Here is a 25,373-nt window from a genome sequence, read left to right as displayed (position 1 = left end):
ACGGCGGGTCTCCCCAGGTGCAACAACATCACGACAGCATGCGGAGGATGACCGGTGGTCAAACAGGAACGCGCAGTGCGCACCCGACGCACCGTCCTGGAGGCCGCGGCCCATGTCATCGGCGCCCGCGGGTACCAGGGGGCGACGATCGCGAAAATCATCCAGCGCGCGGGGGTCACGAAGGGCGCGGTCTACTTCCACTTCCGGTCCAAGGACGCGCTGGCGCGTGCGGTCATCGAGGAACAGACCGATCCGTTCGTCCCCCCGGTCAGCGACTCCCGGCTCCAGGACGCCATCGACTTCTCCCACCAGGTCGCGCTGGCCCTGCGCAGCGACCCGATGTTGCAGGCCGGCACCCGGATCGCGGTCGAGACGACGTTCACCGAGGAGCCGCTGGTCCCCTACCAGGCGTGGACCGACATCATGACCGCGATATTCACCGACGCCCAGAGCAACGGCGAGTTACTGCCCGCCGTCGAGCCGGACCGGGCCGCGGAGTTCTTCGTCGCCGCGTACCTGGGCGTGCAGTTGTACTCGCACGCCGCCTCCAACCGCGCCGACCTTCCCGAGCGGGTCACGGCGCTGTGGCGACACACCTTGCCCGGCCTGGCATCGCCGGGTGCACTGAGCCGTCTGGACCCGCAGGGCCGGTCCCGGAAGGTCGCCGTCTGAACGCCCGCCCGTGGCCGCTCCGGCGAGGTCGGCGGCGCTCCCGGCACCGGAAAACAGACCATGCGGTTCGTCAGTGCAGCGTGAGGCGGGGCTTCGGCGCGTCGGTGCGGCCGGTCGGCGGGGTGCGGCTGCCGGCCTGGTAGGGCAGCGGCCAGGGTGCGCCCGGTCCGGTGTAGCCCTGTTCGGCGGCGGCGTGCAGGGTCCAGTGCGGATCGTAGAGGTGGGGTCGGGCCAGCGCGCACAGGTCGGCGCGGCCGGCCAGGATCAGGGAGTTGACGTCGTCCCAGGAGGAGATGGCGCCGACCGCGATGACCGGGATGCCGAGGGTGTTGCGGATGCGGTCGGCGAACGGGGTCTGGTAGGAGCGGCCGAAGTCGGGGCGTTCATGCGGCACGACCTGCCCGGTGGAGACGTCGATGGCGTCGGCGCCGTGCTCGGCGAAGGCCGCCGCGATGGCCACCGCGTCGTCCGGGGTGGTGCCGCCCTCCGCCCAGTCGGTGGCGGAGATCCGCACCGTCATGGGGCGGTCCGCCGGCCATTGTTCCCGTACCGCGTCGAAGACCTCCAGGGGGAAGCGGAGACGGCCGGCGAGCGAGCCGCCGTAGGCGTCGGTGCGCCGGTTGGTCAGCGGCGAGAGGAATCCGGAGAGGAGGTAGCCGTGTGCGCAGTGGAGTTCGAGGAGGTCGAAGCCGGCGCGCGCGGCGGCGGCCGCGGAACGGGTGAACTGCTCGCGCACGGCGACGAGTTCGACGGCGCTCAGGGCGTGCGGGATCTGGTTGACGTCGGGGCGGTAGGGCAGTGCGGAGGGGGCGACAAGGGGCCAGTTGCCGTCCGGGAGCGGCTGGTCGATGCCCTCCCACATGCGCCGGGTGGAGCCCTTGCGGCCGGAGTGGCCGAGCTGGACGCCGAGGGCGGTGCCGGGGGCTTGGGCGTGCACGAAGTCGGTGACGCGCCGCCAGGCCCGCTCGTGTTCCGGCGCGTACAGCCCGGAACAGGCCGGGGTGATCCGCCCCTCGGGGCTGACGCACACCATTTCCGTCATCACCAGGCCGGCGCCGCCCAGCGCTCGGGCGCCGAGGTGGACGAGGTGGAAGTCGCCGGGGGTGCCGTCGCCGTCCGCGGAGTACATGTCCATCGGGGAGACCACGACCCGGTTGCGCAGGGTCAGCCCGCGCAGCCGGAAGGGGGTGAACATCGGCGGCGTCCCGTCGGGGACGCCCGCCTCCCGGGCCACCGTGTCGGTGAAGTCCGCGTCGCGCAGCCGCAGGTTGTCGTGGGTGACCCGGCGGCTGCGGGTGAGCAGGTTGAAGGCGAACTGGTGCGGCGGCTGCGCGGTGTAGGTGGCCAGGTCCTCGAACCACGCGAGGCTGGCGCGGGCGGCGCGCTGGGTGGAGGCGACGACGGGGCAGCGCTCGTCCTCGTAGGCGGCGAGGGCGTCCGGCAGGGTGGGCTGTTCCCGGAGGCAGGCGGCGAGCGCGAGGGCGTCCTCGACGGCGAGCTTGGTGCCGGAGCCGATGGAGAAGTGGGCGGTGTGCGCGGCGTCGCCGAGCAGCACGATCCGGCCATGCGACCAGCGTTCGTTGACGACCGTGCGGAAGGCGGTCCAGGTGGAGTTGTTGGTGCGCAGCGGACGGCCGCGCAGGGTGTCGGCGAAGAGCTCGGCGCACCAGGCGGCCGAGGCGTGCTCGTCGCTGGTGTCCAGGCCGTTGGCGCGCCAGACCTCCTCGCGCATCTCGACGATGACGGTGCTGGCGCCACCGTCGGGCGCGCCGGGGCGGTCGGGCGACGGGCGAGGGAGCCGCCGAGGCGTCGTTGAGGGGTGGGGGTCGGGTGACGAGCGAAGGGGCCGCCGAGGCGTCGTTGAGGGGTGGGGGTCGGGTGACGAGCGAAGGGGCCGCCGAGGCGTCGTTGAGGGGTGGTGGTCGGGTGACGGGTGGGCGTAGGGATAGGCGTGGAGCTGGGCGATGCCGTGGCCGGTGTCGGCGATCTCGAAGCGGAAGGCGTCCAGGGCGAAGTCGGCGGAGAGCCAGATGTAGCGGCAGCGGTGGGTGGTCAGCCGGGGCCGGAAGACGTCGGCGTGCGCGGTGCGGGTGGTGCTGTGCACGCCGTCGGCGGCGATCACCAGGTCGTGGTCGCGGGCGAGATGGGCGGCCGGCGGGGCCTCGGTGCGGAAGCGCAGCCGGACGCCCAGCGCGCGGCAGCGCTCGTGGAGGACCGCCAGCAGCCGGCGGCGGCCCAGGGCGGCGAAGCCGTGGCCGCCGGAGGTGAGGGTGCGGCCGCGGTGCACGATGTCGATGTCGTCCCAGCGCACGAACTCCGCCTGCAGGGCGCGGTAGACGACCGGGTCGGCGTGTTCGATGCCGCCGAGGGTCTCGTCGGAGAGGACGACGCCGAAGCCGAAGGTGTCGTCGGGGGCGTTGCGCTCCCAGACGGTGATCTCGCGGGCCGGGTCGAGGCGTTTGAGCAGGGCGGCGGCGTAGAGCCCGCCGGGGCCGCCGCCGAGGACGGCGACCTTCAGCGGCCGGTGGCCCGGGCCGGCGGGCGCGGTCACTTCCCCTGCCACTTGGGCGGCCGCTTCTCGGTGAAGGCGGCGTGGAACTCGGCGTAGTCGGCGCTGTTCATCAGCAACGCCTGGGTGGATGCGTCCAGTTCGACGGCGGCGGCCAGTGGCATGTCGAGTTCGGCGGTGAGCAGCGCCTTGGTCTGGGCGTGGGCGAGCGCCGGGCCCTCGGCGAGCCGGCGGGCGAGCGCTGCGGCCCGCTCGTCGGCGCGGCCCTCCTCGGCCAACTCGCTGATCAGGCCGAGGCGTTCGGCCTCGGGGGCGCGGACCGGGTCGCCGAGCATCAGCACCCGGGTGGCGTGGCCGAGGCCGATGACGCGCGGGAGGAGGTAGGCCGCGCCCATGTCGCCGCCGGAGAGGCCGACCCGGGTGAAGAGGAACGCGAAGCGGGCGGAGGGGTCGGCGATCCGGAAGTCGGCGGCCAGGGCGAGCACCGCGCCGGCGCCGGCGGCCACTCCGTGCACCGCCGCGACGACCGGGAAGGGGCACTCCCGGATCGCCCGGACGACCTGCCCGGTCATCCGGTTGAAGTCCAGGAGTTGGGCGGTGTCCATGCCGAGGGTGACACCGATGATCTCCTCGACGTCGCCGCCGGAGCAGAAGCCGCGGCCCTCGCCGGCCAGGACCAGGGCGCGCACCGAGCGCTCCCGGGAGAGTTCGGCGAGCAGGTCGCGGAGGTCGGCGTATGCCTCGAAAGTGAGCGCATTGAGCTTCTCGGGGCGGGCGAGGGTGACGGTGGCGACGCCGTCCTCCCTGCTGACCCGGATGTGCTGCCATGCGCCGGTGCTGCGGGCGGATCCTGCGAACGGGCTCATCGGACTGCCTGCCCCCTTCAGCCGGACGGCTGGTGCGTGCGGTGGCCGCGGATGCGGATGCGGTGGCGGTGCGGGACGTGCGAGATGCCCTTCGAAGCTATCACCGGTCTGTGACTGTCGTCACGAGGGCGCGATATCCGGTCGGGGTGCGGCGTGCCGCACGCCGGCCCGCCGCGAAGGGAGCGGCGCATGCCGGTGGCGCAGCCGAAGGAACCGACCGCGCGGCACGGGTCCGGGCCGTCCGGCCCCGAGTGCTGGCGGATCGAGCTGCCGCACGCCCCGTCCGCGGTGCCCCCCGCCCGTGCGCTGGCCGGCGCCGCGCTCCGCGATCTGCGGGCCACCGCGGACCACGTGACCGCCGCGCTGTTCGCCGCCGAACTCGTCGCCAACGCCGTCGCGCACACCCGCGGCCCCGGGCCCGTCGCCCTGGTGGTGCGGGCGCGGGCGGCGGGCTGCGAGGTGGAGGTGCACGGCGCGGATCCGACGCCGGTGGTGGGGCTGCTCGCCGCGGCCTGCGACGCGGAGCGGACGGGGCGCGCGGCGGGTCCGGCCGCCGGGAGTTCGGGGCCGCGGTCGGTCAGCGCTCGCCGGTCGTCGGGCGGGGGCTGCGGCTGGTGCGGGGGCTGAGCACGTCCGCCGGCTGCCGGCGGACGCCGCACGGCAAGGCGGTGTGGTTCACGCTTCCGGCGCTGCGGGAGCCGCGGCTGCCGTGACCGCGGGCGCACCGGCGGACCGCCCTTCCGGGGCGGTGGCCGGCGCAGCACCGGCGGCGCCTCCCCGGGGCGACTCCGCACCCTCCTGACCCTCCTGGGCGGTGCCCGTCCCGGACCCGGGGGTTCCGTCCCCGCCCGCTGCGGCCGAGAGGCGCGAGTGCCGGCGCCCGTACAGCTCGTACCCGACCACACCGACGACGAGGAACACGGCCAGCTGGAGCCAGGTGGCCGGGCCGGTGCCGTAGACGAGGTAGCCGCAGAAGGCGATGCCGAGCAGCGGGCTGAGCGGGTAGAGCGGCACCCGGAAGCGGCGCGGCAGGTCGGGCCGCTTGCGGCGCAGGATCAGCACACTGACGTTGACCGCCGCCATGGCCACCAGCGTGCCGGCGCTGCTCAGGTTCATCACCATGTCCAGCGGGACGACCGCGGCCGGGAGGGCGAAGACCCCGGCGACGATCCAGGTGTTGGCGACGGGCGTGGCGGTCCGGGGCGAGACCCGCGCGAAGACCCCGGGGACCAGCCCGTCCCGCGCCATCGACATCAGGATGCGGGTCTGCCCGTACATCACGGCCAGGACCACGGAGGCGATGGCGACGACCGCGCCGAAGGCGATCACCGTGCCGCCGATGCCGGAGTGCGTGACCCGGTCGACGATCAGCGACAGCGCGGCGGGGCGGCCCGCGACCTGCCCGGCGGAGAGCGCGCCGATGGCGGCGAGCGCGACCAGGCAGTACAGGACGGTGACCACTCCGATGCAGACCATGATCGCGACGGGGACGTCGCGGCGCGGGTTCCGTGCCTCCTCGCCGGCGGTGGTGATCGAGTCGAAGCCGATGTACGAGAAGAACGCGATGGAGGCGCCGGAGGTGATCCCGGCCAGGCCCTCCGGGGCGAACGGGGAGAGGTTCCCGCTGCGGAAGGCGCCGAAGCCGATCACGCAGAACAGCACCAGGACCAGCAGCTTGAGCACCGCCATCGCGGCGGTGGCGCGGGCGCTCTCCCGGACGCCGCGGACCAGCAGCACCGCGGCCAGCAGCACCACGAGCACCGCCGGGAGGTTGACGACGCCGCCGTCGCCCGGCGGGTTGGCGAGCGCGGCGGGCAACTGCCAGCCCGTCAGGCTGCCGAGCAGCTGGTTGAGGTACTGGCCCCAGCCGACCGCGACCGCCGAGACCGAGACGCCGTATTCGAGCAGCAGGCACCAGCCGACGAGGAAGGCGGCGCGCTCGCCGAGGGTGGCGTAGGCGTAGGAGTACGAGCTGCCGGAGACCGGGATCGCGCCGCCCAGCTCGGCGAAGGCGAAGGCGGTGAAGATGCAGGTGACGGCCGCCAGGACGAAGGAGACGACGACCGCGGGGCCGGCCTGGGCGACGGTGTCGGAGAGCCCGACGAAGATGCCGGTGCCGACGATGGCACCGACGCCGAAGCAGATGAGCTGGAACAGGCCCATGCTGCGCCGCAGGCCATGGCCCTGGAGGTCCGCCCCTGATTCGGCGATGAGGAGGTCGGGGGACTTGATGCGCAGTCCGGACGCGCCTGAGCGGGGCATGGGGTGGTTCTCTCTCTGGTGGTGCGAGGCGCGCGGCGCGGGTGGGCCGGGCACGCAGCGGGGCCCGGACCGGTGGGTCCGGGCCCCGTCAGCGGCTCGATGGTAACCGCCCGGGTCGCATGAGCGCCCGGACCCCCGAATGGCTATGCGTCAGGCCCTAGCGGCCCAGCGTCGCCACCATCACGGCCTTGATGGTGTGCATCCGGTTCTCCGCCTCGTCGAAGACGACCGAGTGCGCGGACTCGAAGACCTCGTCGGTGACCTCCAGCGAGGTCAGGCCGTGGCGGGCGTGGATCTCCCGGCCGACGGCGGTGCCGAGGTCGTGGTAGGCGGGCAGGCAGTGCAGGAACTTCACCCCGGGCTTGCCGGTGGCGCGCAGCACGTCCATGGTGACCGCGTACGGGGCGAGCAGCGCGATCCGCTCGTCCCACACCTCCTTGGGCTCGCCCATGGAGACCCAGACGTCGGTGGCGACGAAGTCCGCGTCCCGGACGCCCTCGGCGACCTCCTCGGTGAGGGTGATCCGGGCCCCGTTGGTCTCCGCGAGCGCCCGCGCCCGGGCGACGACGGCGTCCTCCGGCCACAGCTGCCGGGGCGCCACGATCCGCACGTCCATGCCGAGCAGCGCGCCGGTGACGAGGTAGGAGTTGCCCATGTTGTTGCGGGCGTCGCCGAGGTAGGCGAAGGCGGTCTCCTCCAGGGGGCGGGCACCGCCGTGCTCGACCATGGTCAGGACGTCGGCGAGCATCTGGGTCGGATGCCAGTCGTCGGTGAGCCCGTTGTAGACGGGCACCCCGGCGTGCGCCGCGAGCTCCTCGACGTCGGCCTGGCGGCTGCCGCGGAACTCGATGGCGTCGAACATCCGGCCGAGGACGCGGGCGGTGTCCTTGACCGACTCCTTGTGCCCGATCTGCGAGCCGGACGGGTCCAGGTAGGTGGTCGACGCGCCCTGGTCGGCGGCGGCGACCTCGAAGGAGCAGCGGGTCCGGGTCGAGGTCTTCTCGAAGATCAGCGCGATGTTGCGGCCGTTCAGGCGGCGGACCTCGGTGCCGGCACGCTTGGCCGCTTTCAGCTCGGCGGCCAGGTCGATCAGTCGGCGGAACTCCTCGGCGCTGAAGTCCAGCTCCTTGAGGAAGTGGCGGCCCGTGAGGTCTATCGCCATGGGTGGGCTCCTCGTTCGCGGCGGGTCGTGGTGGGGCGGGTGCGTGAGTGGGTGGCGGGAGAGGCGGGTGGAAGGACGGGAAGCGGGTCGGTGCCGGAATCGGACCGGTGGCAGGATCGGAGCGACGGGTCACCGATTCACCGATTCACCAATTCACCGATTCCTCGATGCTTCGGCTCACCGGCTCGACGAGTCGGCGAGCCGGTGAGTCGGTGAGTCGGTGAGCCGACGTATCGACAGCTCGCTCGACCTCCCGCGCTGGAAGTCTATACGAGACTTCGTATCTGTATACGGATACCCTCCGGCGGCCGGCCCGACCTCCCCGGAAACCCGGCTCAGCCCATCCCCGGCACCGCGTCCCTGGCCACCGGGCAGCTCATACAGCGCGGGCCGCCGCGGCCCCGGCCGAGCTCGCTCCCGGGAATCGTGATCACCTCGATGCCGCGCTTGCGCAGGAAGGTGTTGGTGGTGACGTTCCGCTCGTAGGCCACCACCACGCCGGGCTCCACCGCCAGCACGTTGCAGCCGTCGTCCCACTGCTCCCGCTCGGCCGAGTGCACGTCCTGGGTCGCGGTGAGCACCCGGATGTCGGACAGGCCCAGGGAGGCCGCTATGGCGCGGTGCATGTGCTCCGGCGGATGGTCGGTGACCTTGAGGTCCTGCGCCCCCGCGCCCGGTTCGATGGTGTACGAGCGGAGCATGCCCAAGCCCGCGTACTGGGTGAAGGTATCCCCGTCGATCATGGTCATCACGGTGTCCAGGTGCATGAACGCCCGCCGCTTGGGCATGTCCAGCGCCACGATCGTCTGCGCGGATCCCGCCGCGAACAGCCCGCGGGCCAGGAGTTCCACCGCCTGCGGAGTGGTGCGCTCGCTCATGCCGATCAGCACCGCCCCGTTGCCCATCACCAGGACGTCACCGCCCTCGATCGTCGAGGGGAAGTCCGCCTGGCCCTCCGACCAGACGTGGAACGCTTCGTCGCGGAAGAGCGGGTGGTAGTGGTAGATGGCCTCGTAGTGCACGGTCTCGCGCTGCCGGGCTGGCCAGCGCATGGAGTTGATCGACACGCCGTCATAGATCCAGGCGGAGGTGTCGCGGGTGAAGAGGTGGTTGGGCAGCGGGCCCAGCAGGAAGTCGTCCAGGTCCATCACGTGGAAGCGGACCGAGGTGGGTTCGGGGTGGCGTTCGAGGAACTCGCGCTTGGTCATCCCGCCGACCAGCGCCTCGACGAGTTCGGGCACCGGCAGTTCGGCGAACGCCGCCCGCAAGTGGTCGGTCGCCAGCGGCCCGTACTCCTTCTCGTCGAAGACCCGGTCCAGGACAAGCGTCCGCGCTTCGGGGATCTGGAGGCTCTCGGCCAGCAGATCCCCGAAGAGGTGCACCTCGACACCCCGGTCGCGGAGCACGTCCGCGAACCCGTCGTGCTCGGCCCGCGCCCGCCGCACCCACAGCACGTCGTCGAAGAGCAGGGTGTCCTTGTTGGAAGGGGTGAGCCGCTTCAGTTCCAGATCGGGGCGGTGCAGGATCACCCGGCGCAGCCGCCCGGCCTCTGAGTCGACATGGAATCCCATCTCCCCATCTTGTCGGCTCCGGGCGCCAAGTGCCGGGAGTCGGGGGATGTCGGGGAATGTCCAGCGGTGTTGGCCGGCCCGCCCGTCCTTTCCCCTCGCCCCCGTCTGCTCCCGTCTACCGCCTGCCCGTCACTCCCGGCCGCGCCTCGCTCCCGTCTACCGCCGCGGCTGCCCGTCCCGCCCCAGGGCCAGCGCCGCCACCGCCGCGCCCACCGAGGTCACCGCCGCGATGATCCAGCCGCCGCGCAGCGCCCCGAGCTCCGGATGCTGCTGGCCGCCCATGGCGGCGATCAGGACAGCGACGCCGAGCGCGGTACCGGCCTGCCGGGACACCATCAGGACGCCCGAACCGAGGGAGAGTTGGCCGCTGGGCAGCGATCCCGTGGCAGCGAACATCACCGGCTGGTAGAGCCCGGTGCCGCACCCGGCGAGGATCAGTCCGGGCAGGAACCGCGTCGCGTAGTGCGTCCCCCCGCTCCCGTCGCCGGCCAGGACGGACCACCACAGCGCCGCCGCCACGAAGCACAGCGCGCCGATCACCGCCGTCCCCCGGTTCCCGACCGCCGCGACGATCCGGCCGGAGACCGCCGAGACCACCAGCACGGTCAACGGCCAGGGCGCCATCGCCAGGCCCGCCGTCCGCACCGGGTAGTGCCAGACGTCGGTGAACAGCAGGCTCGCGGCGAGCATCATCGCCCCGTAGGCGACGAAGTAGCCGAGCAGCCCCAGGGTGGCCGGAGTGAAACCGGGGGTGCGGAAGAGCGCCGGATGCACGACGGGATGTTCGGCCCGCCGGACGTGGCGGACGCCCAGTACGCCCGCCAGCACGCCGGCGGCGAGGACGGCGAGCGTGGCCGGCGCGGTGTAGCCCCACTCGGGGGCCTCGACGAACGCGGTCACCAGCGCGCCGACACACACCAGCACCAGCGCCGTGCCAGGCAGGTCGAGCGCCTGCCGTGGCCCGCGTACCGATCGGGGCAGCAGCCGGACGCCCGCGACGACCGCGAGCAGCACCACCGGGACGTTGATCAGGAAGATCAGCCGCCAGTCGACGGCGGCGAGCAGCCCGCCGATCACCGGGCCCGAACTCGCCGCCACCGCGCTGACCGCCGTCCACGCGCCGACCGCGGTCGCCCGCTCGCGGGCCGGGAAGGCGGGCAGCGCCAGGGAGAGCGAGGTGGGGATCAGCACCGCGGCGGCCACGCCCTGCACCACCCGCGCCACGATCAGCAGGGTGAGCGTGGGCGCCGCCCCGCAGGCCGCCGACGCCAGACCGAACAGCACCATGCCGACCAGGAAGCAGCGCCGCCGCCCGGCCTCGTCGGCGACTCGGCCGGCGGGCACGAGGAGCGCGGCGAGCACGACGGTGTAGCCGTTGAGGACCCAGGAGAGCGCGGCGGCCGGCGCCGGCGCGAAGTCCTGGCCGATGGCCGGGAACGCGATGGTGACCGCGATCAGGTCGAGCACGGCGAGGAACTGCGCCGCGGAGGCGATCGCCAGGATCAGCCAGCGACGGGGGTCGGGGGCTTCGCGGGTGGCCGTGGAACCGGGCAGATCGCGAGTGGCCTGGCGCGCGGCGGAGGAGGCGTCGCAGGCGTCGGCCTGCGGGGCGGCGGTCCGGGTGGCCCGGGTGGTGGGGTGCCCGTCGGTATCGGTGGGGCGGGGAACGGGGGCCGCGCCCGTGGGCGCACCCGTCCCCTGGTCGCTCGGTAGAGGAGTGGTCATGTCGATCAAGCATCGGCCGTGCGCTCCCCCGTCACGAGTGGCAGTACTGCCACCACCCGCTACATTTCTGCCACGTGCTCTGCGACACTCGCGTCATGCCCTCCCTCGCGATCGCCGTCACCGCCGGAATGCCGTTCTTCGAACTCGCCGTCCCCTGCCACATCTTCGGCTTCGACCGGCTCCAACCGCCCCCGGACTGGTACGACGTCCGGGTGTGCGTGATCGGCGAAGGGGCGGGGGAGACGAGCCTCGCCGGCGCGTGGTTCAACACCCGGACCCCGTACGGCGTCGAGGAGTTGGTCTCCGCCGACACGGTCATCGTGCCGGCGTCCGCCGACGTCCACGGCGACCCGCCGGACGAACTCGTCGCGGCGCTGCGCGAGGCCCACCGTCGCGGCGCGCGCGTGGTCTCGTTCTGCTCGGGCGCCTTCACCCTCGCCGCGGCCGGGCTGCTCGACGGCCGGACCGCCGCCACGCACTGGATGTACGCGGCACTGCTCGCCGAGCGCCATCCGACGGTGAGCGTGGACCCGACGGTCCTGTACGTCGACCACGGCGACGTGCTCACCGGCGCGGGCGCCACCGCCTCCATCGACGTCTGCCTGCACCTGATCCGCGAGGACTTCGGCACCGGCGTCGCCAACTCGCTCGCCCGACAACTGGTCGCGCCCGCGCACCGCCCCGGCGGCCAGGCACAGTACATCGAGACGCCGCTGCCGGAACGCCGCGACGACTCCCTCGCACCGGTCCTGCACTGGGCCACCGAACGGCTCCGCGAGCCGCTGACCGTCGCCGACCTCGCCCGGCATGCACACACCAGCCCGCGCACCCTCGTCCGGCGTTTCCACGCCACGACCGGGACCACGCCGATGCAGTGGCTCCAGTCCCAACGCCTCGCACGGGCACGGGAGTTGTTGGAGAGCACCGACCTGCCCGTGGACCGGGTGGCGGAGATCGCCGGCCTGGGGACGGCCGCCAACCTCCGCCGCCACTTCACCCGGGCGATGGGCGTGCCCCCGGTCGACTACCGACGCACGTACCGGGCGGCACGGGTGGCGTGAGACCGGCGGGGCGCCCCCCTGTGCCTGGCCTGGGCTCGCCCGCCCCAGGCCCAGACCCAGGCCCAGACCCTGGGCGCGGCACGTCGTACGCGCCGACGACTCCTCGCCGCGCCCCGCCGCGCCCCGCTACAGCCGCGGGTCCACCGGCTCCGACTCCAGCGCGAGCACCGCGAAGACCGCTTCGTGCACCCGCCAGAGCGGCTCCCCGTCCGCCAGCCGTTCGAGCGCCTCCAGCCCCAGCGCGTACTCGCGCAGGGCCAGCGAACGCTTGTGGCCGAGGTGGCGGACACGCAGGCGCCGCAGGTTCTCCGGGCGGGTGTACTCCGGACCGTAGACGATCCGCAGGTACTCCCGGCCGCGGCACTTGATGCCCGGCTGGACGAGCCGGCCGTCCGCCTGCCGGACCAGCGCCCGGACCGGCTTGACGACCATGCCCTCACCGCCTTCCGCGGTCAGGTCCAGCCACCACTCCACACCGGCCGCGACCGACGCCTCGTCCTCCGTGTCGACGACCAACCGCCGGGTCGGCGCGAGCAACCGTATGCGGTCGGCAGCGGACCCGGCAGGCGCGTTCCCCACCGTCGGGTCCATCACCGTTGGATCGTCCGTCGTCGGATCCGCCACCGTCGCGCCCTCGCCCGTCGCGTCTGCCCTCGTCGCATCCGCCACCGTCGCGCCCTCCCCCGACGGCAGCGACTGATCCGCCGCTATCAGCCGGTCGATCAGGGCCAGTTGCTCGGTGTGCGCCAGGCCGGCCAGGCTGCGCCCCTCGACCGCGAGGATCTGGAACGGCGCGAGCCGGATCCCGGCCAGCCCCGGCACGGCCTCCGCGGGCGGCGGCGCAGGCTCCCCCACCCGCCAGCAGTAGCGCCGGTACGCGTCGGTGAACGCCGCGGCGTCGGCGGCCCGGCCGCGCTGCCGGTCGAGCAGCGCCGCCACCTCGACCCCGCGGCCGGCCGCCGCCTCCAGCGCGCCGAGCGCCCCCGGGAACACCGCCCGGGAGGCCGCACCGACCGCCGCGTACTGCGTGCGCAGCAGACCCGTCGCCTTGAGGGACCACGGCATCAACTCGGCGTCCACCACGAGCCATTCGGTGTCCAGCTCCGACCACAGCCCGGCCCGCTCCACGCAGTCGCGGACCCGCCGCAGTATCCGCTCGGTCGTCTCCCGGTCGTCGAAGAACGGACGCCCGGTGCGGGTGTACAGCGCACCCGAGACTCCCGCCGCCGACACCCCGAACCGCTCGCGGGCCACCGCCTCGTCACGGCAGACCAGCACCACGGCCCGGGAGCCCATGTGCTTCTCCTCGCAGACCACTTCACGGACGCCCGCCGCCCGGTACTCGGCGAACGCCTCCCGCGGGTGCTCCAGGAAGCCCTCGCCGCGCGCATCCGCCTCCTCGGACGGCTTGGCGGTCGCGCACGGCGCCATGGTCGGCGGGAGATACGGCAGCAGCCTCGGGTCTATCGCGAAGCGGCTCATCACCTCCAGCGCGGCAGCGGCGTTCTCCTCCCTGACGGCGAGGCGGCCCATGTGACGGGTCTCCACGACCCGCCGGCCGGCCACGTCGCCCAGATCGAGCGGCCGCCCGTCCGCCCCGCCCGGCGCCTCCGCGGCCAGCGGCTTGGCGGGCTCGTACCAGACGCGCTCCGCCGGCACGTCCACCACCTCGCGCTCCGGCCAGCGCAGCGCGGTCAGCTTCCCGCCGAAGACACAACCGGTGTCCAGGCAGATGGTGTTGTTGACCCAACCGGCGCGCGGGGTCGGGGTGTGACCGTAGACGACGGCGGCGCGGCCGCGGTACTCCTCCGCCCAGGGGTACCGCACGGGCAGGCCGAACTCGTCGGTCTCGCCCGTCGTGTCGCCGTACAGCGCGAAGGACCGCACCCGGCCCGACGTGCGGCCGTGGTACTTCTCCGGCAGCCCGGCATGGCACACCACCAATCCACCCCCGTCCAGGACGTAGTGACTGACCAGTCCCCGAATGAACTCCGCGGCCCCGGCGCGGAACGCCTCGTCCTCCTTCTCCAACTGCTCGATGGTCTCGGCGAGACCGTGCGTGTGCTGAACAGCGCGACCGTTGAGGTAACGTCCGAGCTTGTTCTCATGATTCCCGGAAACGCACAGTGCGTGACCGGCCGCCACCATTCCCGTCACCAGGCGCAGCACGCCGGGGCTGTCCGGCCCCCGGTCGACGAGGTCGCCGACGAAGACCGCCGTGCGTCCCTCGGGGTGCACCGCGTCCACGGCCCGCCCCTGGCCGTCCCGGGCGAGCTCGTACCCGAGGCGGCCCAGCAGCGTCTCCAGTTCGGAGCGGCACCCGTGGATGTCGCCGACGATGTCGAACGGACCCGTGAGGTGCCGCAGGTCGTTGAACCGCCGCTCCCTGACGATCTCCGCGGCCTCGGCCTCCCGCTCGCCGCGCAGCACATGCACCTTGCGGAAGCCCTCGCGCTCCAACTTGCCGAGCGAGCGCCGCAGTTCACGCTGGTGCCGCTGGATGACGCGGAGCGGCAGCCCGGCCCGGTCGGCACGCGCCGCGTTGCGCTCGGCACAGACGCGCTCGGGCACGTCCAGCACGATCGCCACCGGCAGGACGTCATGCTCGCGCGCCAGCTGCACCAGCCGGGCACGCGACTCCGTCTGCACATTGGTGGCGTCCACCACCGTCAACCGCCCGGCCGCGAGCCGCTTGCCCACGATGAAGTGCAGCAGCTCGAACGCATCGCCGCTGGCGCTCTGGTCGTTCTCGTCGTCGCTGACCAGCCCACGGCAGAAGTCCGACGAGATCACCTCGGTCGGCTTGAAATGCCGGGCGGCGAAGGTCGACTTGCCGGAGCCCGTCGCCCCGATCAGCACCACCAGCGACAGATCGGGCACGGCAAGCACATGCGACACCGACATACGGTCCGGCTCACTCATGCCGCTACCGCCTTCCCACTGCCGGAACCGCCAGGACCGCCAGGACTACCGGAACTGCCGGAATCGCCCGGTCCACTGTTGCCATCGCCGACCCCAATGCCCTGACCATCCCTGATGTCACCATTGTGACCCCCGTCGGCCACACCACCGACACTCTCGCCCCAGGCCCATCCCCCGCTTCCGCTCCCACTCCTGCTCACACCCACATCCACACCCACGCCGTTGCTGCCGTTCGTACCTTCGCTGCCCTTGACGCCTTCCTCGCCGCCCTCGCGGACGAAGCACGCAAGCTGGGTCGGCGGCCCGACCTCCGGGTCCTCCGGCCCCACCGGGCCGAACGTCACCGCATAGCCGTGCCGCGCGGCGACCTCCCCCGCCCAGCGTCGGAACTCGTCCCGCGTCCACTCGAACCGGTGGTCCGCGTGCCGCACCCGCCCGGCGGGCAACGATTCCCAGCGCACGTTGTACTCGACGTTGGGCGTGGTCACCACGACCGTTCGGGGCCTGGCCACCCCGAAGACCGCGTACTCCAGCGCCGGCAGCCGCTCCGGATCCACATGCTCGACGACCTCGCTGAGCACCGCGGCATCGAACCCCTTGAGCCTGCTGTCCGTGTACGCCAGCGACCCCTGGACGAGCCGCACGCGCTGCGCCTGTCGCTCCGGCAACCGGTCGAGGCGAAGCCTGCGCCGGGCCTCCTGGAGGGCCCGCATCGACACGTCCATCCCGACGATCTCGGTGAACTGCCCTTCCCTGAGGAGCGCGCCGATCAACTGCCCCTGTCCGCAACCCAGATCGAGGACCCGGGCGGCTCCGGCCGAGCGCAGCACTCCGAGGACCGCCTCCCGTCGCCGCACGGCGAGCGGCACCGGCTTCTCCTCGGTGTCCGCCTCCTCGTCCACCGCGTTGTCGATCTCCTCGACGGCCGCGTCGTCCGCTTCGGCGAGCCGCTCCAGCTCCAGCCGCGCCATCGCCTCACGCGTCAGCGACTGGCGGCGGGCGAGATAGCGGCCGACGATCAACCGCTGCTCCGGGTGGCGCTCCAGCCAGCCCTCACCGGCTCGCAGCAACTTGTCGACCTCGTCGGGCGCCACCCAGTAGTGCTTGGCGTCGTCCAGCACCGGCAGCAGCACATACAAGTGCCTTAGTGCGACGGCGAGTTCACATGCGCCCTCCAGCACCAGCCGTACGTAGCGCGAGTCGCCCCACTCGGGGAACGTCTCGTCCAACGGCAGCGGCTCGGCCAGCACCGACCAGCCCAGCGGCCGGAACAGCCGCTCCACCAGCGCCGCGCCGCCGCGAGCGGGCAGCACCGGCACCTCGATACGGAGCGGGATCGGCCACCCCACCAGCTCCGGACGGGCCGCACACTGCCCCTTCATCGCGCTCGCGAAAACACTCCGCAACGCCACCGCCAGCAGCGACGACGCCGCGTAGGGGCGGTCGTTCACATACCGCCCGAGCGCCGCGTCCGGGGCCCCGCCTCGCCCCTTGCCCTGCCCACGCCGCACCAGGGCGACGGGATCGACCTCCAGCAGCAGCGCCGCCGTGCACCGTTCCGCGTCGGCCTCCGGGTAGAGGACATGCGCGGTGCCGTGCGCCGTCGAGAACTGTTGCGCCCGATCGGGATGCTTGTGCAGCAGAAACCCGAGGTCGGTCGCGGGGCGGTCGGTCGTACCGGTGGTGGTTATGGTCAGAAACACACCTTGAGTATCGACGTGTGCGGCGCTGATTCCCCACCGATTTTCCCAGCTCTACCGCCTGCTTCGCCCCTCCCCCTCCCCCTCCCCCCCCACCCCGCAACCCGCGACTCCACGCCCCGCGTTCCGCTCCCCGCTCCCCGCGCTACGGCAACGCACCGACGGCGGCCGGCCCCACGGCACCGCCCCACCTGACAGCCATACCGCGCCGGCCGCCACGGCCCCACCGTCAGCTCAGCTGGGACAGAACCTGCGCGGAGATCAGCTCCAGGTGATCCAGGTCGTCCAGATCCAGGATCTGCAGATAGGCGCGGGAGGCGCCGATGGCGGAGTAGCGGCCGAGCTTGTCCACGACCTCGGCAGGCGAGCCCGCCAGACCGTTGGCCTTGAGTTCGTCCACCTCGCGCCCGATGGTCGCGGCCCGCCGCGCGACCTCGGCGTCGTCCTTGCCGACACAGGCGACCAGAGCGTTGGAGTACACCAGGTCCTCACCCTTGCGCCCAGCGGCTTCGGCGGCCGCCCGCACCCGTCCGAACTGGCGCTCACTGTCTTCGAGCGAGGCGAAGGGCATGTTGAACTCGTCGGCGTACCGCGCCGCCAGTCGCGGGGTCCGCGTCGCGCCGTGTCCCCCGATCAGCACCGGCACCTTGCCCTGGGCGGGCTTGGGCAGCGCGGGCGACTTCTCCAACTGGTAATGCGTCCCGTCGTAAGAGAACTCCTTTCCGACCTCCGTGGCCCACAGTCCGGTGACGATCGCCAGCTGCTCCTCAAGCCGCGCGAACTTCTCCTTGGGGAACGGGATGCCGTACGCCTTGTGCTCCTCCTCGAACCACCCTGCGCCGAGGCCGAGTTCCACCCGACCGCCGGACATCTGGTCGACCTGGGCCACCTGGATGGCCAGCACGCCAGGCAGGCGGAAGGTACCGGCCGTCATGAGCGTGCCGAGCCGAATGCGCTTGGTCTCGCGGGCCAGACCGGCCAGTGTGATCCAGGCGTCCGTCGGACCGGGCAGCCCGTCGACGTTGCCCATCCGCAGGTAGTGGTCGGAGCGGAAGAAGGCGTCGAACCCGAGGTCCTCGGTGGCCTTGGCGACCTTCAGAAGGGTGTCGTAGGAAGCCCCCTGCTGGGGCTCGGTGAAGATGCGTAGATCCATACCTCCATCCTGCACGGTGGTCGGCGAAACAATCGCCGGTGCCTACCAGCCCATCGGGTGGGCTCGTTTTGGCATATGTGGAGTGCGTAGTCGGTCCGGCATGCCGAGTGGGCGGAGCGAAGCCGCCTGGCCGGCGGGGTGAGCGGGCGACCGGGCTTGCGGTGAAGAACGAGACCCCGCCGGCACGGCGCCTTGCGCGACAGGCGACTCCGCCCCTGCCTCAGCCCACGTCCCTGCTCCGGGCCACAGCCCCGGCCCCGGCCCCGGTCGCCTGCCCCACCCGCGCAAAGGCGCAGCGACAAGTACCGAGGGCGCAGAAGAAACGGGAGAGGAGGCGGGAGGTGGAAGGAGAAGGAAGCGGGAGAGGGAAAGGACGGTGACGAGGAACCCGACGATCACGTTGACGGTGACGAGACCCTGCCCCGTCAGATCCGTGTCACCTACTGGCTGCCGCCAGAACGAAGCCACGGAGGGACGTGGAGGCGAGGAGGGAGGGGTTCAGGGGAAGCGGGAACAGGCGAGGGCAAGGGCCGGAGGGGCGCGGACGGATGCCGGTTCCGGGCATGGCCTGCCGGGGGCACGGGTGACGCGCCTCTACCCGGGAAGGCCGGTTGAACTGGTCGGCCAGCATGGGGTGCCAGCTGGGCCGATGGTGGTTCCCGAGGGCAGGGCGGGAGGCGGCCCGCCCTTCGTCAGGCAAGGTGCCGGTCGCGTACCTCCAGTTTCTCCAGTATTCCGGCGGCGTGGTCTCTCGATTCGTCGGCGGTGTCCATGGCCTCGACGCAGGTCCAGTACATTCCCTCCTCCTCGGCCGAGATCACCACTCCCACCAGCGCCTCGCACACCTCTCGGAGCAGTTGGCAGAGGCCGACAAGGACTGCCTTGACGTCACGTATCTCGGTCAGCTGAGCCGCCCGCAACCCGTCGGTGGTCGCTGTCGAGCACAGCAGTCCCCCGCTGAACCGCCCGCTCGCATCGCCCAACCCCCGGGCTCTGGACCGCACTTCGTACGGACCGAATATCGCGAGATGGCTACCTATCGCCTCTGCCAAGGCTTGCGCCTGCCACGCCTCGACGAGCACGTCATGCACCGTGTTCGCCTGTGCCAGACTGCGCCGACTGGCCGCGATGATCCGCACCGCGTCCATCTGCATTCCTCCCTCCTTCTCCATGTGCATTCACCCCGCTCTCCTTCCACTACCCAGAGTGAGGGTCAACAGCCAAAAACGCCAGAGGAATTCGCAAATCTGTGGACAACCAAGGCGCTGTGGAAAGATCCATGACTCCATAGAGTGACGAGAGGCGATTTCGGAACGGTCGCGGCGGAAGTTCCGGCCCCCAGGGGCACCTCACGTGACTGCGCTCCCACCCATATCCCAGCATGAATCGCGCCACGTACGGCACTCAAAGCACTTTCGACACACCAGCCACCGGGATCCCTGCTGTTGGACGCCGTTCCCATTCCGCATAAATCACGACTCACGGCGCGCGGCACGGAGGTGGCGGTGTGGGCGACAGCGGCCGCAGTGGCAGCAGTGGCGCACGGGACGGCGCGCGGCAGACAGCGCGAGCCGTCCCAGGACCGGCGCGAAAAAGCCGACGGGGCGGAGGCCCTTGCCCCACCCCGCCGGCCGTATCCCCTCGGACGACGCCCGCCGCAGGTCCGTCCGACGGCTACTCGTCGCCCCGCCGCCGGTCCGGCGGTGCCTGCCGGACCGCCGGGAACCGCGTCTCATTGCGTTCGATCTTCGCGGCGAGCGCGGTCAGCGGGTCGATCCCCAGTGCCTGGCAGAACTGCAGGAGATACGCCAGGACATCCGCGACCTCGTCCGCCACCCGGCCGGCGGACTTCGGGTCGGACATCACCTTCGCCGACTCCTCCGGCGTCAACCACTGGAAGATCTCGACCAGTTCCGCGGCCTCGACGCTGAGCGCCGCGGCCAGGTTCTTGGGTGTGTGGTACTGCTGCCAGTCCCGGGCGGCCGCGAACTCGGCCAGGCGTCGCTGCAGGGCATGAAGATCCTCACTCATACCCCTAGGTGTAGCACCTGCACCTCGGGCAGCCCCTCGGCGACCGACGGGTCCCGCACCGTGCCCAGCAGCCTGACGTGTCCGCGTTCGGCCATCCGCACCGCCAACGACACCAGTTCCCGCACCTGCCGGCGATCCATGCAGCGGTCCATGCCGTCCGCCATCACCGTCATCTGCTGCAGCGCCAAGGGGATCTCCCCCGCCGGATCCATGGCAAGCACCCCGGGACCGGTCAGGAGCACCAGCGCCAGCGCCAGGAACCTCAGTTCGCCGTCGCCGAGCTGCTCGACGGGCATCTCTCCCAGAACACCGCGGTCGAGGACGGTCCGGAGGTCCCGCGGATCCGGAGTCGCCTGCCGCCCCTGCACCGCGGCACCATCTGCTTCTCCGGTGGCCACGGCGTCCGCCGCCGTCGCCGCGTCCGGCTGCCGGGGAACCGCGCGCAGCCCGTCAACGGGCCCGGAACACGCCGCCCGTACGGCCGCCACCAGCACCGCGTGCCTCCGGGAGCATTCGCGGCTGGTGCGCTCCAGTACGGCGGACAGGTTGTCGCAGGACGAGCGCAGCCGTCCTTCGTCGCGCTCTGCGTCCTCGCCCCAACCGCTGGCCCCGCCGCCGTTCCGTGCGCCTTTGCGTCCGCGCGTACCCGTCGTACCGCCGGAACCGTCGGATCCCCCTCCTTTCCCCGGGCGGCTGGAGCCACCACCCCGACCACCGGCGCGCGTGCCGGCCCCGCGCCCCGCGCCTCCCGTGCCGGACGTACCGCCTCCGATGCCGCCGTCAGGCGCACCGCCATCCGCCGGCTGGCCCCGCATGGCCTCCGGTCGCGGATCGCACACAAAGGCTGAACGCAGCGCCACCACGACTTGTTCCGCGGCGGCCAGGACGAGGCGCTGCCCCTCCGTCTTGCCCGCCACACGCAGCGGGAGGAGGGAGGTGGCCAGCCGGTCGTCGGGCAGCGGCGCACGGGTCACCGGCGTCGCCCCCGCGGTGTGCCAGGCAGCCTGGACGGCGGGACGGGCGGGGTCGGTGAGAGCGGTGGTGAGCAAGGTCTCGCCGCAACCCGTCAACCGCTCGCCGACGATACGGAGTTCGGGTTCGGCCTGTACGGCGAGGTCGAGGTGGACGGGGCCCACCGGGCCGTCGACCGTACAGCCGAGACGGAAGCCGCGCCGCCCCTGGTCATCGGGGCGCGCGTCAGCCGGTACGCAGGCAGAGGCTCCACCCGCCACCACCCCCACGGCCCGTTCCAGTGGGTCTCCGCTGCCGAGCCGGGCGAGGATCTCGTACGCCTGCAGCACACTGGACTTGCCGCTTCCGCTGTCGCCGCTGAGCAGGGTCAACGGGCCGAGCGGGAGGGTGGTGCCGCGATGGGACTTGAAGGCGGACAGCCGTAATTCGATGACGGCCGGACGCGGACTGTCGGTATCCATGCGGGGACGCTATGCAGTCGCACGCACGGAGAACCGTTACGCCCAACTGCTCTTCCTACGAATGGGGGACGGAGCCCGTTGCCGGTTCCGCGACCTCGGTGCCGACCGGCGCCAACAGGAACACGTTGGTGTCCACGCGGTGCATCCCGCTGCCGAGGCCGAAGACGACGCCGCTGGCGAAGTCCAGGATGCGCTTGGCGACATCGGTGTCCGCGCTGCTGAGGTCCAGCAGGACCGGCAACTGCGCCATGAGGTACTCGGCCACTTCCCGGGCGTCCGCGAAGGTCTGGACACGGATGACGATGAACCGCCGTGTCTCTTCGGTCGGTTCGTCGTCCGGGAGCGCGCGGTGGTCGGGCCACGAGGGCCATTCGCTGCCGCCGCGTAGCGGTACGACTTCAGCGAGCCCTTCCCACTGCTCGTCGGTGGCATCGGGGCCGTTCACCGAATCACCTCACCCAGAGGAGCGCTGGCTTTCTGCGGTATGTGCATCGCACGATTCTAGAGATAAACCTACAAACGTCGCTGACTGCGACACACGAGGTGGCGCAGCCGTTCCCATCCTGCCTCATAGCTCTGACCAGTGCGGACAGCTCGGCGAATCCACCGGATCGAGTTTCTGTATGCCTGTTCATCCTCTCTTGTGACGGAGCACGCGCCCGCCCTCAAGGCCACGTTGCGGAGGTGCCTGACAACTACTCACGTTGCCGGGTGCCATGCACCCCTGAGTGCTCGTGATCTCCTGACCCACGGGCGGATGCGCGGTGCGCACCGCCACGATGGAAGACGTGTCGTTCGTCACGGGGACGGCGCGGCGGACGGGCGACGGACCCGAGGCGGTCCGCAACCGGTAGAGGACTCACGTTCGTTGCCACCACGCGGCGGTGCACGGGCCGAGCAGAGACCACGGCCCGGGCGGAGGCGCCGATGCGGGCGGAGACGACGATCCGGGCGTTCCCGCTGGTCGAGGGCGTTGTCAGTGGGGTCTCTTACGGTGGATGCATGAGTACGGAGAGTGTTCGCGAAGGGTTGGCGTGGGCAGGGTCGCGCCCGCCGTGCGAGAGACGAGGCGGATCGCTCGGCGGGTCGTGGCGGCCTGCGGGTCAGCGGGCCAGACGACCGAGGAGAGCCGAGGCCGCGGCGATACCGGCGACCGAGGCGGCGGCGAGGACGGCGAAATCGAGACCCAGATGCGAGGGGGTCCCCAGGAGCAGCCCGCGGAGGGCGTCGACCTGATAGCTGAGGGGGTTGATCCGACTGACGGTCTGTAGCCAGCCGGGCATGACCGCCACGGGGTAGAGGGCGTTGGAGGCGAAGAAGAGCGGCATGGTGATGGCCTGGCCGATGCCCATCAGGCGGTCTCGAGTCAGCACGATGCCGGCGATCGAGATCGACAAGCAGGAGAAGAACGCGGAGCCGAGGATCACGGCGACGGCCACGCCCAGCAGCCGTAGCGGATTCCAGGTCATGGCCACACCGAGCAGGGCGGCGATGACGATGACCACCACGGCTTGGAGCAGTGCCTTCAGTCCGGCGGCGAACGCCTTGCCGGCGATCAGGGCGGACCGCGGGGTGGGGGTGACCAGGAGTTTGGTGAGGATCCCGGCGTCCCGCTCCCAGATGATCATGATGCCGTAGAAGATCGCGATGAACATGGCGGACTGGGCGATGATCCCGGGCGCCAGATAGTCGATATAGGGGGTGCCACCAGTGGGAATGGCCTTGATACGGGTGAAGGTCTCGCCGAAGACCACGAGCCACAGGGCGGGTTGGACGGCGCGGGTGTAGAGCTCCGTGCGGTCATGGCGCAGTTTCTGCAGCTCGACCACGCACATCGCGACGACTCTGGCGGGCAGCACCCGCCAGCCCGTGCGGGGGCGCGGTGGAATCAGCAGCAGGTCCAAGTGACGGGCGGCGGCCGGGGGCTCAACCGACCCTGGTTGCGGTGCGGCGGGTGCTTCGGACATCGCGGAAGTCTCCTGACTGCTCGTCGAGTCCGGTGCCGGCGACGTCGCGGAAGACGTCCTCCAGGGTCGGCTCGACATCGGACGAGGCAGAAGTGCGGGGTGCGGACGGTGTCGTCGTGGTGGTGCGCGCGGCCTGTGCCCGACGGGCACGCAGGTCCGAGCGGAGTTCGGCGGGTGTGCCGAGGGCGCGGATCCGGCCGCGGTGCATCAGGGCGACGCGGTCGCAGTACTGCTCGGCCTCGTCCATGTAGTGGGTGGTGACCAGGACGGTCATGCCCGTTGCGGCGCGGACCACGTTGATGTGCTCCCAGACGGTGGTGCGGGCGATCGGGTCGAGGCCGATCGTCGGTTCGTCGAGCATCAACAGGCGGGGTGCGCTGACCAGTGCCTGGGCGAGTTCCAGTCGGCGGATCATGCCGCCGGAGTACGTGCTGGCGAGTCGATTCGCGGCGTCGGTGAGGCCGACGGCCTCCAGCGCCTGGCCGACGCGGGCGGCGCGCTCGCGGCGGGGGATGTCGAAGACCCTGGCGAAGAGTGCGACATTCTCCCGGCCGGTCAGTCCGGCGTCGGCGGACAGTTGCTGCGGCACGTAGCCCAGGAGGCGCCGGACGGCCATCCGCTCCCGTGCCGCGTCATGCCCGAAGACTCGCACCATGCCCGTGGGGACGGGCAGGAGGGTGGTGATGCAGCGGATGGCGGTGGTCTTGCCCGCGCCGTTCGGCCCGAGCAGGCCGAAGACCTCACCGGGGCGGACGGACAGGTCCACCCCGTCCACGGCGCGGGTCTCACCGAAGGTGTAGCGGAGGCCGCGACAGGCGAGGGCGTCGGGAAGCGGAGCCGGGTCCGGGGCGGAGGTCCGATCCGGGGCGGAGGTCCGATCCGGGTCGGGAGTCCGGTCCGGGTCGGGGGCTGTCGGGCGACCGGTCGGTGCGCCCGCCGTGTGCCGGGACGGAGCGGTGTGCCGGGACGGAGCGGCGTGCAGGGACTGGCCGGGGGCGGCCCCTGGGACCGGCCGCACCGGGTCTTCGCTGGTCATGGTCCCTCCGTCTGCTGATGCAGGTTGCGGGCGAGCTGGCGCAGCGCCGGAAGGGCGGCCTCCAGCGCGGTCCGGTCGGCTTCCGGGAGGCGTTCGAGCTGTTCGCGGACGAGGGCGCTGCGGCGGGTCTCCCAGTCGTGCAGCCGTGACCGGGCCGCCGGGGTCGGGAAGAGCAGGGCCGAGCGTCGGTCGGCGGGGTCGGTCTCGCGGCGGAGGTAGCCGGTTCCGCTGAGCTGGTTGACCAGGGTGGAGACCGAGTTGCCCGCCAGGTAGAGCTCTTGCGCGGCGGCGGAGACGCGGATGCCGGGCCGGATGGCGACCAACCGCAGGAGCTCGACCTCCGCGCCGCGCAGGCGAGGGCCGGGCAGGCCGGGCCGGAGCCGCCGGCGGATCAGGCGTTGGATACCCGCCAGTACGTCGGCCAGCTCGTCGGGGAGGTCCCCACTAGCCATATGTCGACTTTAACTCTCATTGAGAGGCAAGGCAGGTGGTGACCGGTCGACGGGGTGGGGCACCGGCCGATCCCGGATCGGTAGGTACCGATTCCGGATCCGTAGGTGACGGGGCGGGCCGGCGCTCGTGGCCTCTCGTCCACCACGGGTGCGACGAGGCGGGGCGGGTAGCATCGCGCTCCATGGCCAGGCCCAAAGAGTTCGATCCGCACGCCGCGCTCAAAGTGGCGATGGAGACGTTCCGCCGCCGGGGGTACGAGGGCACGTCCGTGCAGGATCTCGTGGACGCGTTGGGGATCAACCGCTCCAGTATGTACGCCGCTTTCGGTTCCAAACACGACCTCTATCTCAAGGCCCTGGAACGCTACAGCACGGACGAGAAGGCCAAGGCGGAGAACGATCTGGCCGGCGACGGTCCCGCGCTGCCCGCCCTGCGCGCCTTCCTGCTGTCCTACGTGGACGCCGCCCTGACGGACCCCGAACGCAACGGGTGCCTGGTCACCCACGGCGTGATGGAACGCGTTCCCTGCGACCCCGAGGCCACCGCACGGCTGCGAGCCGCCCTGCGCGGGATGGAGGACGCCTACGCCGCCCTGCTGCTGCGGGCCCGGGCCAACGGTGAACTCGCGCCGGGTACGGACGTGAAGAGCGTGGCGCGGTTCCTCGTCACGTTCACCCAGGGGCTGCGGGTGATGGAGAAAACTGCGGACCGGGAGTACCTGATCGAGGCCGTGGACCAGGCACTGAGCGTCTTCCGCGGCAAGTCCGCCGACGCCGCGGATTCCGGAGGGGACGGGGCGACGCCCGACGAACGCGCCGACGGCTGACGGTCGCCGACCCACCCCGGCCGT

20 protein-coding genes are annotated in these 25,373 nt (G+C 72.0%); 4 read left to right on the top strand and 16 right to left on the bottom strand.

The features are described 5' to 3' along the window. Positions 1-75 precede the first annotated feature (75 nt). Positions 76-672 (top strand): ScbR family autoregulator-binding transcription factor, encoded by a 597-nt coding sequence (locus JNO44_RS31430; RefSeq protein ID WP_240167732.1) that lies wholly within the window; start codon positions 76-78, stop codon positions 670-672. Between the two features lie 70 nt (positions 673-742). Here JNO44_RS31430 and JNO44_RS31425 read toward each other — a convergent pair whose 3' ends face one another. Both JNO44_RS31425 and JNO44_RS31420 read right to left on the bottom strand, forming a co-directional pair. Further along, positions 743-3,223: an oxidoreductase gene (locus JNO44_RS31425; protein WP_205370847.1), complete on the bottom strand. Its 2,481-nt coding sequence runs from the start codon at positions 3,221-3,223 to the stop codon at positions 743-745. Then, entirely contained in the window at positions 3,220-4,047 is an 828-nt protein-coding gene (locus tag JNO44_RS31420) for an enoyl-CoA hydratase family protein (RefSeq protein ID WP_039631930.1), read from the bottom strand. The genes JNO44_RS31425 and JNO44_RS31420 overlap by 4 nt, the downstream gene beginning before the upstream one ends. A 189-nt stretch (positions 4,048-4,236) precedes the next feature. Between JNO44_RS31420 and JNO44_RS31415 the strand changes: the two genes are divergently transcribed. After that, on the top strand, positions 4,237-4,674 hold the full coding sequence (locus JNO44_RS31415) for an ATP-binding protein (protein ID WP_240167731.1): 438 nt from the start codon (positions 4,237-4,239) through the stop codon (positions 4,672-4,674). A gap of 48 nt (positions 4,675-4,722) precedes the next feature. Here JNO44_RS31415 and JNO44_RS31410 read toward each other — a convergent pair whose 3' ends face one another. The 4 genes from JNO44_RS31410 to JNO44_RS31395 all read right to left on the bottom strand — a co-directional run bounded on the left by JNO44_RS31410 (position 4,723) and on the right by JNO44_RS31395 (position 10,767). Continuing rightward, the gene (locus JNO44_RS31410) at positions 4,723-6,309 is read right to left on the bottom strand and encodes an amino acid permease (RefSeq protein ID WP_205367083.1); all 1,587 of its coding nucleotides are present in this window, start codon (positions 6,307-6,309) and stop codon (positions 4,723-4,725) included. 157 nt (positions 6,310-6,466) lie between these two features. Continuing rightward, positions 6,467-7,471, bottom strand: coding sequence for an ornithine carbamoyltransferase (gene argF / locus JNO44_RS31405; RefSeq protein ID WP_205367082.1), 1,005 nt, complete (start codon positions 7,469-7,471; stop codon positions 6,467-6,469). A gap of 335 nt (positions 7,472-7,806) precedes the next feature. Further along, positions 7,807-9,042, bottom strand: coding sequence for an arginine deiminase (locus tag JNO44_RS31400; RefSeq protein ID WP_205367081.1), 1,236 nt, complete (start codon positions 9,040-9,042; stop codon positions 7,807-7,809). Positions 9,043-9,198: 156 nt separating this feature from the next. Continuing rightward, the gene (locus JNO44_RS31395) at positions 9,199-10,767 is read right to left on the bottom strand and encodes an MFS transporter (protein WP_240167730.1); all 1,569 of its coding nucleotides are present in this window, start codon (positions 10,765-10,767) and stop codon (positions 9,199-9,201) included. 95 nt (positions 10,768-10,862) lie between these two features. On the opposite strand from JNO44_RS31395, the gene JNO44_RS31390 reads away from it, so the two are divergent. Then, the gene (locus tag JNO44_RS31390; RefSeq protein ID WP_205367079.1) at positions 10,863-11,828 is read left to right on the top strand and encodes a GlxA family transcriptional regulator; all 966 of its coding nucleotides are present in this window, start codon (positions 10,863-10,865) and stop codon (positions 11,826-11,828) included. A gap of 126 nt (positions 11,829-11,954) precedes the next feature. Here JNO44_RS31390 and JNO44_RS31385 read toward each other — a convergent pair whose 3' ends face one another. The 10 genes from JNO44_RS31385 to JNO44_RS31340 all read right to left on the bottom strand — a co-directional run bounded on the left by JNO44_RS31385 (position 11,955) and on the right by JNO44_RS31340 (position 24,522). Next, positions 11,955-14,750, bottom strand: coding sequence for a polynucleotide kinase-phosphatase (locus tag JNO44_RS31385; protein WP_240167729.1), 2,796 nt, complete (start codon positions 14,748-14,750; stop codon positions 11,955-11,957). Further along, entirely contained in the window at positions 14,747-16,453 is a 1,707-nt protein-coding gene (locus JNO44_RS31380; RefSeq protein ID WP_240167728.1) for a 3' terminal RNA ribose 2'-O-methyltransferase Hen1, read from the bottom strand. Before JNO44_RS31380 ends, JNO44_RS31385 begins: the two co-directional genes overlap by 4 nt. A gap of 226 nt (positions 16,454-16,679) precedes the next feature. Next, a complete protein-coding gene (locus JNO44_RS31375; RefSeq protein ID WP_205367078.1) occupies positions 16,680-17,603 on the bottom strand; it encodes an LLM class F420-dependent oxidoreductase in 924 nt (307 codons plus the stop codon). Positions 17,604-18,295: 692 nt separating this feature from the next. Continuing rightward, positions 18,296-18,781, bottom strand: a complete 486-nt coding sequence (locus tag JNO44_RS31370; protein ID WP_240167727.1) for a DUF6099 family protein — start codon at positions 18,779-18,781, stop codon at positions 18,296-18,298. 496 nt (positions 18,782-19,277) lie between these two features. Next, entirely contained in the window at positions 19,278-19,634 is a 357-nt protein-coding gene (locus tag JNO44_RS31365; protein WP_205367077.1) for a nucleotide pyrophosphohydrolase, read from the bottom strand. Continuing rightward, entirely contained in the window at positions 19,631-21,067 is a 1,437-nt protein-coding gene (locus JNO44_RS31360) for a biotin transporter BioY (RefSeq protein ID WP_205367076.1), read from the bottom strand. The genes JNO44_RS31365 and JNO44_RS31360 overlap by 4 nt, the downstream gene beginning before the upstream one ends. Before the next feature lie 55 nt (positions 21,068-21,122). Then, entirely contained in the window at positions 21,123-21,512 is a 390-nt protein-coding gene (locus JNO44_RS31355) for a cell division protein SepF (protein WP_039631950.1), read from the bottom strand. A 658-nt stretch (positions 21,513-22,170) separates the two neighbouring features. Beyond that, entirely contained in the window at positions 22,171-23,034 is an 864-nt protein-coding gene (locus JNO44_RS31350; RefSeq protein WP_205367075.1) for an ABC transporter permease, read from the bottom strand. Further along, entirely contained in the window at positions 22,994-24,070 is a 1,077-nt protein-coding gene (locus JNO44_RS31345; protein WP_240167726.1) for an ABC transporter ATP-binding protein, read from the bottom strand. Before JNO44_RS31345 ends, JNO44_RS31350 begins: the two co-directional genes overlap by 41 nt. Beyond that, positions 24,067-24,522 carry a MarR family winged helix-turn-helix transcriptional regulator gene (locus JNO44_RS31340; protein WP_205367074.1) on the bottom strand — a complete coding sequence of 152 codons (456 nt, stop codon included), beginning with the start codon at positions 24,520-24,522 and terminating at the stop codon, positions 24,067-24,069. The genes JNO44_RS31345 and JNO44_RS31340 overlap by 4 nt, the downstream gene beginning before the upstream one ends. Before the next feature lie 182 nt (positions 24,523-24,704). Here JNO44_RS31340 and JNO44_RS31335 point away from each other — a divergent pair, with 182 nt between their 5' ends. After that, on the top strand, positions 24,705-25,349 hold the full coding sequence (locus JNO44_RS31335) for a TetR/AcrR family transcriptional regulator (RefSeq protein WP_205367073.1): 645 nt from the start codon (positions 24,705-24,707) through the stop codon (positions 25,347-25,349). Positions 25,350-25,373 lie beyond the last annotated feature (24 nt).

The organism is Streptomyces noursei (assembly GCF_016917755.1).
Lineage (GTDB): Bacteria > Actinomycetota > Actinomycetes > Streptomycetales > Streptomycetaceae > Streptomyces > Streptomyces yunnanensis.
The sequence above is the reverse complement of the archived record's forward strand: the minus strand, read 5'-3'. Positions and strand labels throughout refer to the sequence as shown.

Excerpts from the sequence above, each read along its gene's own strand:
- JNO44_RS31420 (WP_039631930.1), bottom strand. The coding sequence starts at position 4,047 with ATGAGCCCGTTCGCAGGATCCGCCCGCAGCACCGGCGCATGGCAGCAC.
- JNO44_RS31415 (WP_240167731.1), top strand. The coding sequence starts at position 4,237 with ATGCCGGTGGCGCAGCCGAAGGAACCGACCGCGCGGCACGGGTCCGGG.
- JNO44_RS31410 (WP_205367083.1), bottom strand. The coding sequence starts at position 6,309 with ATGCCCCGCTCAGGCGCGTCCGGACTGCGCATCAAGTCCCCCGACCTC.
- argF (WP_205367082.1), bottom strand. The coding sequence starts at position 7,471 with ATGGCGATAGACCTCACGGGCCGCCACTTCCTCAAGGAGCTGGACTTC.
- JNO44_RS31400 (WP_205367081.1), bottom strand. The coding sequence starts at position 9,042 with ATGGGATTCCATGTCGACTCAGAGGCCGGGCGGCTGCGCCGGGTGATC.
- JNO44_RS31395 (WP_240167730.1), bottom strand. The coding sequence starts at position 10,767 with ATGACCACTCCTCTACCGAGCGACCAGGGGACGGGTGCGCCCACGGGC.
- JNO44_RS31390 (WP_205367079.1), top strand. The coding sequence starts at position 10,863 with ATGCCCTCCCTCGCGATCGCCGTCACCGCCGGAATGCCGTTCTTCGAA.
- JNO44_RS31385 (WP_240167729.1), bottom strand. The coding sequence starts at position 14,750 with ATGAGTGAGCCGGACCGTATGTCGGTGTCGCATGTGCTTGCCGTGCCC.
- JNO44_RS31375 (WP_205367078.1), bottom strand. The coding sequence starts at position 17,603 with ATGGATCTACGCATCTTCACCGAGCCCCAGCAGGGGGCTTCCTACGAC.
- JNO44_RS31370 (WP_240167727.1), bottom strand. The coding sequence starts at position 18,781 with ATGCACATGGAGAAGGAGGGAGGAATGCAGATGGACGCGGTGCGGATC.
- JNO44_RS31365 (WP_205367077.1), bottom strand. The coding sequence starts at position 19,634 with ATGAGTGAGGATCTTCATGCCCTGCAGCGACGCCTGGCCGAGTTCGCG.
- JNO44_RS31360 (WP_205367076.1), bottom strand. The coding sequence starts at position 21,067 with ATGGATACCGACAGTCCGCGTCCGGCCGTCATCGAATTACGGCTGTCC.
- JNO44_RS31350 (WP_205367075.1), bottom strand. The coding sequence starts at position 23,034 with ATGTCCGAAGCACCCGCCGCACCGCAACCAGGGTCGGTTGAGCCCCCG.
- JNO44_RS31345 (WP_240167726.1), bottom strand. The coding sequence starts at position 24,070 with ATGACCAGCGAAGACCCGGTGCGGCCGGTCCCAGGGGCCGCCCCCGGC.
- JNO44_RS31340 (WP_205367074.1), bottom strand. The coding sequence starts at position 24,522 with ATGGCTAGTGGGGACCTCCCCGACGAGCTGGCCGACGTACTGGCGGGT.
- JNO44_RS31335 (WP_205367073.1), top strand. The coding sequence starts at position 24,705 with ATGGCCAGGCCCAAAGAGTTCGATCCGCACGCCGCGCTCAAAGTGGCG.